Source organism: Streptomyces sp. NPDC048566 (assembly GCF_043199735.1).
Lineage (GTDB): Bacteria > Actinomycetota > Actinomycetes > Streptomycetales > Streptomycetaceae > Streptomyces.
This window is the reverse complement of record NZ_JBICWL010000019.1, coordinates 71,670-84,555: the sequence shown is the minus strand read 5'-3', so window position 1 is coordinate 84,555 and position 12,886 is coordinate 71,670. Positions and strand designations below refer to the sequence as shown.

Sequence of the window (12,886 nt, the reverse complement as noted above, 5' to 3'; positions counted from 1 at the left end):
TCCCTCTCAGCCCAGCAGGACGTCGTCGTCGCCCAGGCGCTTGAGCTCCCGGTAGAGGATGGCGAGGCCGGTGACGATGGCGGCGGCGGACACCGCCGCGTCGAGCAGGCGCAGCGTGTCGTTCTCGGAGCGGGCCTTCTTGACCTGCTTGGCCACGCCGAGCGCGCCGAAGGCCGTGCCGGCCATGGACAGGTAGGTGCCGGACTTGGTCTTCTTGAAGCCCTTGGCCTTGGACATTGCCTTGCTCACAGCGACGGAGCCTCCTCAAGCAGCGGGTGCCCCCACTTTTCCACGAAGGCGGCCTCGACGGCGGCGCCGACCTTGTAGAGCCGGTCGTCCTGGAGAGCGGGGGCGATGATCTGCAGGCCGACCGGGAGATTGTCCTCCGGGGCCAGGCCGCAGGGCAGCGACATCGCGGCGTTGCCGGCCAGGTTGGTCGGAATGGTGCACAGGTCCGCCAGGTACATCGCCATCGGGTCGTCGGCGCGCTCGCCGATCGGGAAGGCGGTGGTGGGCGTGGTCGGCGAGACGATCACGTCGACCTGCTCGAACGCCTTCTCGAAGTCCCGCGTGATGAGCGTGCGGACCTTCTGGGCGCTGCCGTAGTACGCGTCGTAGTAGCCGGAGCTGAGCGCGTAGGTGCCGAGCATGATGCGGCGCTTCACCTCGGGGCCGAAGCCGGCCTCCCGGGTGAGGGCGGTGACGTCCTCGGCGGAGCGCGTGCCGTCGTCGCCGACGCGCGCGCCGTAGCGCAGGCCGTCGAAGCGCGCGAGATTGCTCGAACACTCGGACGGCGCGATCAGGTAGTACGCGGAGAGCGCCAGGTCGAAGGACGGGCAGTCCAGCTCGACGACCTCGGCACCCAGCTCCTTGAGGAGGGCGACGGCCTCGTCGAACCGCTGCACGACGCCGGCCTGGTAGCCCTCGCCGCGGAACTGCTTGACGACGCCGACGCGCATGCCGGCGACGCTGCCGTTGCGGGCGGCCTCGACGACCGGCGGCACCGGGGCGTCGATGGACGTCGAGTCCAGCGGGTCGTGACCGGCGATCACCTCGTGCAGCAGGGCGGCGTCCAGGACCGTCCGGGCGCAGGGCCCGCCCTGGTCGAGGGAGCTGGAGAAGGCGACCATGCCGTACCGCGACACGGCGCCGTAGGTCGGCTTGACGCCGACGGTGCCGGTGACGGCGGCCGGCTGGCGGATGGAGCCGCCGGTGTCGGTGCCGATCGCGAGCGGCGCCTGGTAGGAGGCGAGGGCCGCGGACGAGCCGCCGCCGGAGCCGCCGGGGATGCGGGTGAGGTCCCACGGGTTGCCGGTGGGGCCGTAGGCGCTGTTCTCGGTGGAGGACCCCATGGCGAACTCGTCCATGTTGGTCTTGCCGAGGATCACGACGTCGGCGGCCTTCAGCCGCTTGGTGAGCGTCGCGTCGTACGGCGGGATCCAGCCTTCGAGGATCTTGGAGCCGACGGTGGTCGGGATGCCCTCGGTGGTGAAGATGTCCTTCAGCGCGAGCGGCACGCCGGCCAGCGGGCCGAGCTTCTCGCCGGCGGCGCGCTTGGCGTCCACGGCGCGGGCCTGCGCGAGGGCGCCCTCGCGGTCGACGTGCAGGAACGCGTGCACCTTCTCGTCGACGGCCTCGATCCGGGCGAGGTGGGCCTCGGTGACCTCGACGGCCGTGAGCTCGCCCGCGGCGATCCTCGCGGCGGTCTCGGCGGCGGTGAGGTGGATGATGGCGGTGTTGGTGTCCGTCATGGTGATTAGTCCTCCCCCAGGATCTGCGGCACCTTGAAACGCTGCTGCTCCTGGGCCGGGGCGCCGGAGAGCGCCTGCTCGGGGGTGAGCGACGGACGGACCTCGTCCACGCGCATGACGTTCGTCAGCGGCAGCGGATGGGAGGTCGGCGGTACGTCTTGGTCGGCGACCTCGCTGACGCGGGCGACCGCGCCGATGATGTCGTCGAGCTGGCCTGCGAAGTGGTCGAGTTCTTCGCCCTTCAGCTCCAGACGCGCCAGCCGTGCGAGGTGGGCGACCTCCTCGCGCGTGATGCCAGGCATGCAGCGATCCTCTGGGGTGAGTGCGTGTGGTGTGGCCCAATCCTATGGGGCCCGGGCCGATGCCCGCGCCCGGGTTTGCCGGGCGTCACCCGCGGCACCCGCCGACCGGGGTCCGGGTCGGGTCCGTGGCCGGGTCGGGGAGGCTACTCCGCCGCGGGCAGCGCCGCGCGGGGCCGCTGCCAGCCGCGGGAGCCACGCGCCAGCAGCCACGCGGTGGCCTCCTGCGGGGGCATCGCGGCGGCCACCAGCCACCCCTGCACCGCGTCGCAGCCCAGGTCCCGCAGCCGCTCCCACGTCTCGTCGTCCTCGACACCCTCCGCGACGACGAGCAGCCCGAGGGAGTGCGCCAGGTCGACGGTGCAGCGCACGATCTCGGCGTCCTCGGTGTCGACCGCGAGCCGCGCGACGAACGAGCGGTCGATCTTCAGCTCGCTGACGGGCAGCCGGCGCAGGTGGACGAGCGAGGAGTACCCGGTGCCGAAGTCGTCGAGCGACATCTTCACGCCGTGGCCGGTGAGCGCGGCCAGGGTGTCGGCGGCCCGCTGGGGGTCCTCCAGCAGCACGTGCTCGGTGATCTCCAGTTGGAGCGCTCCCGCGGGCACGCCGTGCCGGGCGAGCCGCGCGGCGACGGAGCCGGCGAAGCCGGGGGTGTGCACGTCGCGGGGCGAGACGTTGACGGCGACCGGCACGAGCAGTCCCTGGGCCCGCCAGCGGGCGACCTGGGCGAGGGCGGTCTCCAGGACGTACTCGGTGAGGTGGGGCATCAGCCCGGAGGACTCGGCGATGGCGATGAACTCGTCCGGCGGCACCTTGCCCCGCTCGGGATGCACCCAGCGAACCAGCGCCTCCAGGCCGGCGACCTGGCCGTCGAAGCGGACCTTGGGCTGGTAGTGCAGTTCGACGTCGCCGGCGTCGAGCGCGCGGCGCAGGTCTCCGAGCAGGCCCAGCCGGTCGGGGGTGTTGGAGTCCCGCTTGGACTCGTACACCTCGACGCCGGTGCGGTCCCGCTTGGCCTGGTACATCGCGACGTCGGCGCGGCGCAGCAGCCCCTCCGCGTCGAGCGCGTGGTCGGGGAAGACGGCGAGACCGGCGCTGGCCTCCAGCACGAGGGTGAGGCCGTCGAGGTCGAGCGGCGAGCCGAGGGCGCCCACCAGGGTGCGGGCGACGCGGGTCGCCGAGGTGGTGGAGTCGGCGACCGGCAGTAACACCGCGAACTCGTCCCCGCCGAGCCGTGCGGCCTCCGCTCCGCGCGGCAGGGCGAGCCGGAGCCGGTCGGCTATCTGGAGCAGGAGGCGGTCACCGGCGAGGTGGCCCAGCGTGTCGTTCACCGAGCGGAATCGGTCCAGGTCGATCAGCATCAGGGCGGACCGCGCGCCGATCCGCTCGGCGTCGTCCAGGGCCGTCCAGGTCCGCTCCAGCAGCCACTGCCGGTTGGGGAGTCCGGTGAGCGGGTCGCGGAGCTGCTCCTCGGCCCGCGCGCGGGCTATCCAGAGGGTGGAGTCCAGGGCGATCAGCGGGATCGAGAACAGGGGCAGCAGCATCGGCTGGGCCGTCGCCACGACGCACACGAGCGGGGCGATGCCGAGCAGCGCCACCGCGACGAGCCCCTGCCGGACCAGCGCCGTGCGGGCGACGGTGGGCAGGCCGCCGCCGCGCGGGGCCTGGAGGTACCACAGCAGGGCACGGGTGACCGCCAGATAGGCGCCCGCGACGAGGACCACCTCGGGGGCGGCGGAGAACGTCCAGGTCGTGGCGTCCCAGGGGGCCTCGACACTCGGGAAGCGTCCGAACGCGGCGAGGACGAGGGCGCCCGCGCCGATCCCGAGGATGTCGACGGCGCCGTGCAGCACGCCCTGCCGCCAGCGGTTGCGGCGGGCGGTGCCGACCAGGACGACGACGGTGAGGCTGACCATGCCGGCGGGGACCCAGCCGTAGAGCAGCAGGACGGCGAGGGTGAGGGCGGCGCCCGAGCCGGTGCCGCCCCACCAGCGGGCGCGGCCGAGCGCGACCAGGTGGCCGACGATGATGCCGGTCAGCAGGGCGAGCGCCCACCCGACGGCACCGCTGGGGAAGAGCGCGTGGTCGTCGCTGAAGGCGCGGTGGAAGCCGGCGCCCAGGACGAGTCCGGCCGCGCCGACGACGGTGGCGGGCAACGCGTGCCGGGGCAGGTGGCGTTCGGCGTCGCCGCCGGGCCGGCCGGCGGTGTGCGGGCCGGTGCCGGGCCGGGCCTGGGTTCCGGGCGGGGCGCCGGGGGCGGGACGCCGCGCGGACCGCCCGGTCCGGAGTCCGGTCAGCCATCCTCCGGTCGTCCGGCTCAGGCGCAGCCGGGAGTCCGGGGCGGCGCTCTCGGTCGGTTCCATTCCCGTCCCTCTCACAGCCGGCGGTGCCCACGCCACGCGGTCCGCCGCCGGCGAGAACTGCGGGCGGAGCCGCGTCGGAAAACCCTTCCCCCGGCTCCCGGGGAGCAGGGGGTGCGCCGGCCGCGTACGGGCACGGCGGGCGCACACCTCAACAGTAGGCCGCAGAAGGCTTCCAGGGGCAGCGGTCGTCCACGGTTGCCCGAATGCGACCCGGTCACCCGTATGCATCTGATATGCGCCGAACGGGTGCCCTTCAACCGCTACTCCTCGACCGGAAGTGCGACGTCCGCCGCGGCGTCGGGCCCTTGTTCGAGGAGCACCGCGAAGCCGTCCTCGTTCAGAACCGGAACCTTCAGCTGCATCGCCTTGTCGTACTTCGATCCCGGATTGTCGCCCACCACGACGAACGACGTCTTCTTCGAGACAGAACCGGTCACTTTCGCCCCGCGGCCCTGCAGTTGCTCCTTGGCCCCGTCCCGCGTGTGGTGTTCGAGCGTGCCGGTGACGACGACCGTCAGTCCTTCGAGCGGGCGCGGCCCCTGGTCCTCGCCCGCGCCCTCGTCCTCCATCCGGACGCCGGCCGCCCGCCACTTGCGGAGGATCTCGCGGTGCCAGTCCTCCGCGAACCACTCCTTGAGCGAGGCGGCGATGATCGGCCCCACCCCCTCGGTGGTGGCGAGTTCCTCCTCGGTGGCCTGCTCGATCCGCTCGACGGAGCGGAACGCGCGGGCCAGGGCCTCGGCCGCGACCGGCCCGACGTGCCGGATGGACAGGCCCGTGAGCACCCGCGCCAGGGGCCGGTCCTTGGCCGCCGCGATGGTGTCGAGCATGGCAAGCGCGTTCTTGCGGGGCTCGCCCAGCTGGTTGGCGAAGATGGTGGCGACCTTCTCCTCGCCGGTCTTCGGATCACGCTTGGGCAGCCCGCTGTCCTGGTCGAGGACGTAGGCCTTGATGGGCAGCAGCCGGTCGATGGTGAGGTCGAACAGGTCCCCCTCGTCGGTGAGCGGCGGCTCGGACGGCTCCAGCGGCTTGGTGAGGGCCGCGGCGGCCACGTATCCGAAGTGCTCGATGTCCAGCGCCTTGCGGCCCGCGAGGTAGAACAGCCGCTCCCGCAACTGCGCCGGGCAGGTCCGCGCGTTCGGGCAGCGCAGGTCGACGTCGCCCTCCTTCATCGGCCGCAGCGGCGTGCCGCACTCGGGGCACTGCGCCGGCATCACGAACTCCCGCTCGCTGCCGTCCCGGAGGTCGGCGACCGGGCCGAGGATCTCCGGGATGACGTCACCCGCCTTGCGCAGCACCACCGTGTCCCCGACGAGGACGCCCTTGGCCTTCACCACGTCCTGGTTGTGCAGGGTGGCGAACTCCACCTCGGAACCGGCGACGGTGACCGGCTCGACCTGGGCGTAGGGGGTGACGCGGCCCGTGCGGCCCACCCCCACCCGGATGTCGACGAGCCGGGTGTTGACCTCCTCGGGCGGGTACTTCCAGGCGATCGCCCAGCGCGGCGCGCGCGAGGTGGACCCGAGGCGCCCCTGGAGGGGGATCTCGTCGAGCTTGACGACCACGCCGTCGATCTCGTGCTCCACCGAGTGGCGGTTCTCGCCGTAGGAGGCGATGAACTCCCGTACGCCGTCGAGGCCGTCGACCACCCGGGCGTACCGGGTGGTGGGCAGGCCCCAGGAACGCAGCAGCTCGTACGCCTCGGACAGCCGGCCGAGGCCGTCGAAGCCCTCCAGTTCGCCGATGCCGTGGACGACCATGTGCAGCGGGCGGGTCGCGGTGACGCGCGGGTCCTTCTGGCGCAGCGAACCGGCCGCCGCGTTGCGCGGGTTGGCGAAGGGCTTGTCACCGGCCGCCACCAGGCGGGCGTTGAGCTCCTCGAACTTCTCCATCGGGAAGTAGACCTCGCCCCGGATCTCCACCAGGTCGGGGACGCACTCACCGGTCAGCCGGTCCGGGATCTCCTCGATCGTGCGGACGTTGGGCGTGATGTCCTCGCCCGTCCGGCCGTCGCCGCGGGTCGCCGCGCGCGTGAGACGGCCGCGCTCGTACGTCAGGTTGACGGCGAGGCCGTCGACCTTCAGCTCGCACAGGAAGTGGTGGTCCGAACTGCCGACGTCCTTGGCGACGCGCTCCGCCCAGGCGGCCAGCTCCAGGTCGGAGAACGCGTTGTCCAGCGACAGCATGCGCTGCCGGTGCCGCACCGACGTGAACTCCGTGGCGTACGCGCCCGCGACCTTCTGGGTCGGCGAGTCGGGGGTGCGCAGCTCGGGATGCTCCTCCTCCAGCGCCTCCAGGGAGCGCAGCAGCCGGTCGAACTCGGCGTCGCTGACGACCGGGGCGTCGTTCACGTAGTACCGGAAGCGGTGCTCCTCGATCTGCTCGGCGAGCTGCGCGTGCTTCTCCCGTGCCTCGGCCGCTACCGATGTGGGCTCTGCGTGCTTGTCGCCGGCCACCGTTGTGTCCTCCCGTTACTCAGGGTTGTCCGCGAGGGATCTCGCCGCCCGGACGCAGTGGGCGAGCGCCCTGCGCGCGTGGTCGGGGGAAGCCCCGGCGAGCCCGCACGACGGAGTGAGCGTGACGGTCTCCGCGAGCAGCCCCGGCCGCAGCCCCAGCCTGCGCCACAGCGTCCTGACACCCCTGACGCTACCGGCAGGGTCGGACAACGGGCCGTCCACGCCGGGCACGACACCGGCGAACAGCCGTGTCCCGCCCTCGACGGCCTCGCCGATCGCCTCGTCGTCACGTTCGGTGAGCAGCGAGAAGTCGAAGGAGACCGCCGACGCGCCCGCCCGGCGCAGCAGTGCGAAGGGGACGTCCGGGGCGCAGGAGTGGACCACGACGGGGCCGCCCTCGTGCGCTCCGAGCACGTCGCGCAGGGTGCCCTCGGCGATCTGGCGGTCCACCGCGCGGTGGGTGCGGTAGCCGCTCGCGGTACGGACCTGGCCGCGCAGCACGGCGACGAGGGAGGGCTCGTCGAGCTGGAGGACGACGCGGGCGCCGGGCACCCGGGACCGCACCTCGGCTAGGTGGCCGCGCAGTCCCTCCGCCAGCGAGCCGGCCAGGTCGCGGCAGGCGCCGGGGTCGGAGAGGGCGGACTCCCCGTTGCGCAGCTCCAGGGCCGCGGCCAGCGTCCACGGGCCGACCGCCTGAACCTTGAGCAGGCCCTGATAGCCCTGGGTGAACTCCTCCAGGGCGTCGAGGTCCTCGCCGAGCCAGGACCGGGCCCGCCGGGTGTCCCGGCCGGGCCGGTCGCCGATCCGCCAGCCGCTGGGCTCCACGCGCGCGTACAGCTCGACGAGCATTCCTGCCGTCCGGCCGATCATGTCGGCGCCCGGTCCGCGCGCGGGGAGTTCGGCGAGGTGGGGGAAGTCCTCCAGGGACCCGGTGACGGTCTTCGCGGCCTCCCGGGCGTCACCGCCAGGCATGGACCCGACCCCGGTGGCCGCACCGAAGCTGAACACGCTGTTATCGCTCACCCCGGAAGCCTACGGAATCCCGCGGGGCGGTCAGCGCCCCGGGCGGACCATCAGGTCGTTGACCTCCGCGTCGCGCGGCAGGTCGAGCGCCATCAGGACGGTGGTGGCGACCGACTCGGGATCGATCCAGCGCTCGGCGTCGTACTCCTTGCCCTCCTGCCGGTGCACCTTGGCCTGCATGGGGCTCGCGGTGCGGCCCGGATAGACGGAGGTGACCCGCACGCCGGCGGCGTGCTCCTCGTGGCGCAGCGAGTCCGCGAGGGCCTTCAGGCCGTGCTTGGAGGCGGCGTAGGCGGCCCAGTCGGCGTGGGCGCTCAGACCCGCGCCCGAGTTCACGAACAGCACGTGCCCCTGGGCGAGGCGGAGCTGCGGCAGGAAGTGGCGGGTCAGCTCGGCGGGCGCGATCAGGTTGACGTTCAGCTGGTGGCGCCAGGTCTTCGGGGTCAGCTCGCCGACCGGACCGAGGTCGACGACGCCCGCGACGTGCAGCAGGGAGTCGACGCGGCCGGGCAGCGACTGGTGGGAGAACGCCCAGGACAGCTTGTCGGGGTCCGCCAGGTCGCCGACCAGGGTCTGCGCGCCGGGGAACGCGGCGGCGAGTTCCTTGGCGCGGCCGGCGTCGCGCGCGTGCAGCACGAGGTCGTCCCCGCGCGCGTGGAGCCGGCGGGCGACGGCCGCGCCGATGCCGGAACCGGCGCCGGTGATCACATGGGTAGCCATGGACGCCATGCTCGCATCAGTGCGCGCCGGTGCCACACCGGGTCCTGCCGGGGCGGCGGGTCCGGCCCCGTGCCCGGGGGGTCACCGCGTGCCGACGCTCTCCTCCAGGTGGGCCAGGGCCACGGCGGGCTCCTCGGCGAAGAGGACGAGGTCGGTCAGCGGGCGGGGCAGGAAGCCCTCGGCGTCCATGCGGCGGAACTGCTCCTTGAGGCCGTCGTAGAACCCCGCGGTGTTCAGCAGGACCACCGGCATGTCGGTCTTCCCGTGCTTCTTCAGCTCCAGGATCTCGGTCGCCTCGTCGAGGGTGCCGGTGCCCCCGACCATCACGACCACCGCGTCCGCCTTCGCCAGCAGCAGCGCCTTGCGCTCGGCCAGGTCCCGGGCGACGACCATCTCGTCGGCGCCGCCGCGGGCCTTGGCGGCGAGGAAGTCCACGGACACGCCCACGAGCCGGCCGCCCGCCTCCTGCACGGCGTCGGCGACGACCTTCATCAGCCCGACGTCGGAACCGCCCCACACCAGGGTGTGGCCTCCCTTGCCGAGCAGTTCGGCGAACTCCCGGGCAGGGCCGGTGTAGCGGTCGTCGAGGTCGGCGGCGGAGAGGAAGACGCAGATGTTCATGTTCCTCACCGTACGCGGGAACGAATCACGGCCCGCGAGCGCTTTCCCGGTATGGCTGAAGGACACACGATCACCATCGAACAGGGCACCCGGCACGTCCGCGTCGTGCACGGCGGCCAGGTCCTGGCGGAGAGCGAACGCCCCCTGGTGCTGCGCGAGACGGGCTGCCCGGTGCGCTACTACCTGCCGCCCGAGGACGTCCGCCTCGACCTGCTGACGCCCTCCGGCACCCGCACCCACTGCCCGTTCAAGGGCACGGCGTCGTACTGGTCGCGCCCGGACGGCGCGGACCTCGCGTGGGCCTACCCCGACCCCGAGCCCGGCGTCGCCGGGATCAAGGACCATCTCTGCTTCTACGAGACGGACGTGGTCTGACGTCCGGGGCCCCGGCCCGAGGTCGGGTGGGCGCCGCGCCCCGCGGGCGTGGCGGCGCGATGAGTTCCCGCGCGCGCGGCAGTCTTGTCCGGCATGGACGACAAGACCCTCTCGCGCGACGGGACCCCCATCGCCTACGAACGCTTCGGTGACGGTCCGGCGGTGGTCCTCGTGGGCGGCGCCCTGTGCACCGGCGCCACGCTGGCCCCGCTGGCGCGGGCGCTGTCGGACCGCTTCGGTGCCGTGAGCTACGACCGGCGGGGCCGCGGCGCCAGCGGCGACACCGCGCCCTTCGCGGTCGCCCGCGAGATCGAGGACATCGCGGCGCTGATCGAGATCGCGGGGGGCGGCGCGTGGCTCTACGGCATCTCGTCGGGCGGCGCGCTGGCCCTCAGGGCGGCGGCCGAGGGGCTGCCGGTGCGCGGCGTCGCGGTCTACGAGACGCCGTTCGCCGTCGACGGCGGGGGCGGCGCCGAGCGCGCCGCCTACACCGAGCGGCTGACGGAACTGCTCTCCCTGGGCCGGCGGGGCGACGCGGTCGAGCTGTTCCTGACCCGGGTCGGCACGCCTGCGGAGACGATCGCCGGTATGCGGCTGTCGCACGCGTGGCCGGCGCTGGAGGCCGTCGCACCGACGCTGGCCTACGACAACGCCGCGCTGGGGGACGGTCCGGTGCCCCTCGACTCGCTGGCCGCCGTGCGGGTGCCGCTGCTGTCGGTCGCGGGCGACGCCGGCCCCGGGTGGATGCGTGAGGCGGCCCGTGTCGTCGCGGACGCGGCCCCGCGCGGCTCGTACCGCTCCCTCGCGGGCCAGACCCACATGGTCGACCCCCTGGTGCTGGCACCGGTGCTCGCGGAGTTCTTCGCGGCCCACTCCTGACCCGGGTCACGCGCGGGCGCGGGCCCGGGGCGTCCTGTGCCTGGCCGTGCGGGGCGCGTCCTGCGCGTGGCCGCGCGTTTACCGGCCGCTCCGCGCGCCGATCGTGCGTCCAGCCGTGCGCTCGCCCCGTCCGGGCGGTGCGGTCGTCCGGGCCGTGCCGTGCGGGCGGCGGGGGTGGTTCCGGGACACCGCACCCCGGGCCGTCCCGGCGGTGTGCCGGGGGCGGGACGGGACCTGCGCGCGCCCCGCCGGAACCGGCGGCCCGACCGCCGGTCCGGACGGCCTGCGCGCGGGTGCGCGAGCCAGGACCACCTGCGGGACCGCGGCCTCGCCGGGGACGGCCTGCGCGCGGGTGCGCGAGGCGAACCACCGGGCGCCGCGCGGGAGTCGTCGCCGGGGGGCGGCGTGCGGGACGTCGCGCCGCCGGACGGACGCCGCGGCGGCCCGCACGGCCGGACCGGCGGGACGCCCATAGCACCGGGCGGGACGGGTGGGTCAGACGCCCGCCGTCGCGCGCGTGGTCGTGGCGATGGTGGCGGAGCCCACCACGCGCGTCCCCTCGTACAGCACGATCGCCTGTCCGGGGGCCACCCCGCGGACCGGCTCGGCGAAGGTCACCCGGAGCGAGCCGTCGACCAGTTCGGCCGCCACCGTGGTCTCCCCGCCGTGCGCGCGGAGCTGGGCCGTGTACGTGCCGGGGCCGGTGGGCGCGGCCCCGCACCAGCGGGGGCGGAGGGCGGTCAGGGCGGACACGTCCAGCGAGGCCGCGGGGCCGACCGTGACGGTGTTGTCCACGGGCGAGATGTCGAGGACGTAGCGCGGCTTGCCGTCGGGGGCCGGGGTGCCGATGCGCAGGCCCTTGCGCTGGCCGATGGTGAAGCCGAAGGCGCCCTCGTGGGAGCCGACGACCGCACCGGACTCGTCCACGATGTCGCCCTCGGCCCTGCCCAGGCGGTTCGCCAGGAAGCCCTGGGTGTCGCCGTCGGCGATGAAGCAGATGTCGTGCGAGTCGGGCTTCTTGGCGACGGCGAGACCCCGGCGCTCGGCCTCGGCCCGGATCTCGTCCTTGGTGGTGACGGTGTCGCCGAGCGGGAACAGGGCGTGCGCGAGCTGGCGGTCGTCGAGGACGCCGAGGACGTACGACTGGTCCTTGGCCATGTCGGAGGCCCGGTGCAGCTCGCGCGTGCCGTCCTCGCGGACGATCACCTGCGCGTAGTGACCGGTGCAGACCGCGTCGAAGCCGAGCGCGAGCGCCTTGTCCAGCAGGGCGGCGAACTTGATCTTCTCGTTGCAGCGCAGGCACGGGTTCGGGGTGCGGCCCGCCTCGTACTCGGCGACGAAGTCCTCGACCACGTCCTCGCGGAAGCGCTCGGCGAGGTCCCAGACGTAGAAGGGGATGCCGATGACGTCGGCCGCGCGGCGGGCGTCGCGGGAGTCCTCGATGGTGCAGCAGCCCCGCGCCCCGGTCCGGAACGATTGGGGGTTCGCCGACAGGGCGAGGTGCACGCCCGTCACGTCGTGCCCGGCCTCGGCGGCTCGGGCGGCGGCTACGGCGGAGTCCACGCCGCCCGACATGGCGGCGAGGACGCGGAGGGGGCGCTGCGAGGTGTCAGTCATAACGCCTCCAGGGTACGGGGCGGCGGGAACCGGATCCCGCGCGTATCCGTTGAAGATCGCATGGGGGAGAAAAAGGGGACGCCGCGGGCCCGTGGTGCCGGGTCGGCGAAGGACGCGGACGGATCGGTCGGGCGCCGGGTGGTGCTCGTCGGCGGCCTGGCGGCCGCGGTGGGCACGGCGGCGATCGCGCGGGAGGCCCTGTCGCATCTGTGGTGGCGGCTTCCCGGTGTGGACAAGCCGAGGGTCGCGGGGGCCGTCGACTTCCGGGGCGCGCAGTGGATCGCGGCGTCCCGGGCGAACTGGCGGCGGGCGGACCGCCCCGACGACTATCCGATCGACCGGGTGGTCATCCACGTCACCCAGGGCGGTTTCGCGAGCGCGGTGCGGGTCTTCCAGGACCCCGGGCACGGAGCGGCGGCGCACTACATCGTCCGCAAGGACGGTCACGTCACCCAGATGATCCGCGAGCTGGACGTGGCGTTCCACGCGGGCAACCGCTCCTACAACGAGCGCAGTGTCGGCATCGAGCACGAGGGATTCGTCGAGCGGGCCTCCTCGTTCACGGACGCGATGTACGAGGCGTCCGCGCGTCTGACGGCCGGGATATGCGGGCGGTACGGCATTCCGGTGGACCGCGAGCACATCATCGGCCACGTCGAGGTGCCGGGCACCGATCACACCGACCCGGGCCGGCACTGGGACTGGGACCGGTATCTGCGGCTCGTGCGGCGGGCGCGGACGGCTGCGGCCTGAGCGCGGCCCGGGACCTTTCGCGCCGGGAC

At 73.8% G+C, this 12,886-nt stretch carries 12 protein-coding genes; 3 read left to right on the top strand and 9 right to left on the bottom strand.

Translation table 11 applies throughout. The features are described 5' to 3' along the window. Positions 1-6: 6 nt before the first annotated feature. The 8 genes from ACGFS9_RS24865 to ACGFS9_RS24830 form a co-directional block, all read right to left on the bottom strand. A complete protein-coding gene (locus ACGFS9_RS24865) occupies positions 7-237 on the bottom strand; it encodes a hypothetical protein (RefSeq protein ID WP_393256337.1) in 231 nt (76 codons plus the stop codon). Positions 238-245: 8 nt separating this feature from the next. Next, complete coding sequence (gene gatA, locus ACGFS9_RS24860; protein ID WP_393256280.1) at positions 246-1,751, bottom strand: Asp-tRNA(Asn)/Glu-tRNA(Gln) amidotransferase subunit GatA; 1,506 nt, start codon at positions 1,749-1,751, stop codon at positions 246-248. 5 nt (positions 1,752-1,756) lie between these two features. After that, positions 1,757-2,053 carry an Asp-tRNA(Asn)/Glu-tRNA(Gln) amidotransferase subunit GatC gene (gene gatC, locus ACGFS9_RS24855; protein WP_037622623.1) on the bottom strand — a complete coding sequence of 99 codons (297 nt, stop codon included), beginning with the start codon at positions 2,051-2,053 and terminating at the stop codon, positions 1,757-1,759. A 143-nt stretch (positions 2,054-2,196) separates the two neighbouring features. Further along, positions 2,197-4,413: a putative bifunctional diguanylate cyclase/phosphodiesterase gene (locus tag ACGFS9_RS24850; protein WP_393256278.1), complete on the bottom strand. Its 2,217-nt coding sequence runs from the start codon at positions 4,411-4,413 to the stop codon at positions 2,197-2,199. A gap of 260 nt (positions 4,414-4,673) precedes the next feature. Further along, complete coding sequence (gene ligA, locus ACGFS9_RS24845; RefSeq protein ID WP_393256277.1) at positions 4,674-6,869, bottom strand: NAD-dependent DNA ligase LigA; 2,196 nt, start codon at positions 6,867-6,869, stop codon at positions 4,674-4,676. Positions 6,870-6,884: 15 nt separating this feature from the next. Continuing rightward, entirely contained in the window at positions 6,885-7,892 is a 1,008-nt protein-coding gene (locus ACGFS9_RS24840; protein WP_393256276.1) for a methionine synthase, read from the bottom strand. A gap of 30 nt (positions 7,893-7,922) precedes the next feature. Beyond that, on the bottom strand, positions 7,923-8,621 hold the full coding sequence (locus tag ACGFS9_RS24835; RefSeq protein ID WP_393256274.1) for an SDR family oxidoreductase: 699 nt from the start codon (positions 8,619-8,621) through the stop codon (positions 7,923-7,925). Positions 8,622-8,693: 72 nt separating this feature from the next. After that, positions 8,694-9,233, bottom strand: a complete 540-nt coding sequence (locus ACGFS9_RS24830; RefSeq protein WP_393256272.1) for a TIGR00730 family Rossman fold protein — start codon at positions 9,231-9,233, stop codon at positions 8,694-8,696. Positions 9,234-9,284: 51 nt separating this feature from the next. Here ACGFS9_RS24830 and ACGFS9_RS24825 point away from each other — a divergent pair, with 51 nt between their 5' ends. Together ACGFS9_RS24825 and ACGFS9_RS24820 are read left to right on the top strand one after the other, a co-directional pair. Beyond that, positions 9,285-9,608, top strand: a complete 324-nt coding sequence (locus ACGFS9_RS24825) for a DUF427 domain-containing protein (protein ID WP_393256271.1) — start codon at positions 9,285-9,287, stop codon at positions 9,606-9,608. 93 nt (positions 9,609-9,701) lie between these two features. Then, complete coding sequence (locus tag ACGFS9_RS24820; protein ID WP_393256270.1) at positions 9,702-10,487, top strand: alpha/beta fold hydrolase; 786 nt, start codon at positions 9,702-9,704, stop codon at positions 10,485-10,487. 495 nt (positions 10,488-10,982) lie between these two features. Here ACGFS9_RS24820 and mnmA read toward each other — a convergent pair whose 3' ends face one another. Beyond that, positions 10,983-12,104 (bottom strand): tRNA 2-thiouridine(34) synthase MnmA, encoded by a 1,122-nt coding sequence (gene mnmA, locus ACGFS9_RS24815; RefSeq protein WP_393256268.1) that lies wholly within the window; start codon positions 12,102-12,104, stop codon positions 10,983-10,985. Between the two features lie 60 nt (positions 12,105-12,164). On the opposite strand from mnmA, the gene ACGFS9_RS24810 reads away from it, so the two are divergent. After that, positions 12,165-12,857, top strand: coding sequence for an N-acetylmuramoyl-L-alanine amidase (locus tag ACGFS9_RS24810; RefSeq protein WP_393256267.1), 693 nt, complete (start codon positions 12,165-12,167; stop codon positions 12,855-12,857). Positions 12,858-12,886 lie beyond the last annotated feature (29 nt).

What these genes read in the sequence shown, in the direction of transcription:
- ACGFS9_RS24850 (WP_393256278.1), bottom strand. Translation starts at nt 4,413, where the DNA reads ATGGAACCGACCGAGAGCGCCGCCCCGGACTCCCGGCTGCGCCTGAGC.
- ACGFS9_RS24820 (WP_393256270.1), top strand. Translation starts at nt 9,702, where the DNA reads ATGGACGACAAGACCCTCTCGCGCGACGGGACCCCCATCGCCTACGAA.
- ACGFS9_RS24825 (WP_393256271.1), top strand. Translation starts at nt 9,285, where the DNA reads ATGGCTGAAGGACACACGATCACCATCGAACAGGGCACCCGGCACGTC.
- ACGFS9_RS24865 (WP_393256337.1), bottom strand. Translation starts at nt 237, where the DNA reads ATGTCCAAGGCCAAGGGCTTCAAGAAGACCAAGTCCGGCACCTACCTG.
- ACGFS9_RS24810 (WP_393256267.1), top strand. Translation starts at nt 12,165, where the DNA reads ATGGGGGAGAAAAAGGGGACGCCGCGGGCCCGTGGTGCCGGGTCGGCG.
- gatC (WP_037622623.1), bottom strand. Translation starts at nt 2,053, where the DNA reads ATGCCTGGCATCACGCGCGAGGAGGTCGCCCACCTCGCACGGCTGGCG.
- ACGFS9_RS24835 (WP_393256274.1), bottom strand. Translation starts at nt 8,621, where the DNA reads ATGGCGTCCATGGCTACCCATGTGATCACCGGCGCCGGTTCCGGCATC.
- ACGFS9_RS24830 (WP_393256272.1), bottom strand. Translation starts at nt 9,233, where the DNA reads ATGAACATCTGCGTCTTCCTCTCCGCCGCCGACCTCGACGACCGCTAC.
- gatA (WP_393256280.1), bottom strand. Translation starts at nt 1,751, where the DNA reads ATGACGGACACCAACACCGCCATCATCCACCTCACCGCCGCCGAGACC.
- mnmA (WP_393256268.1), bottom strand. Translation starts at nt 12,104, where the DNA reads ATGACTGACACCTCGCAGCGCCCCCTCCGCGTCCTCGCCGCCATGTCG.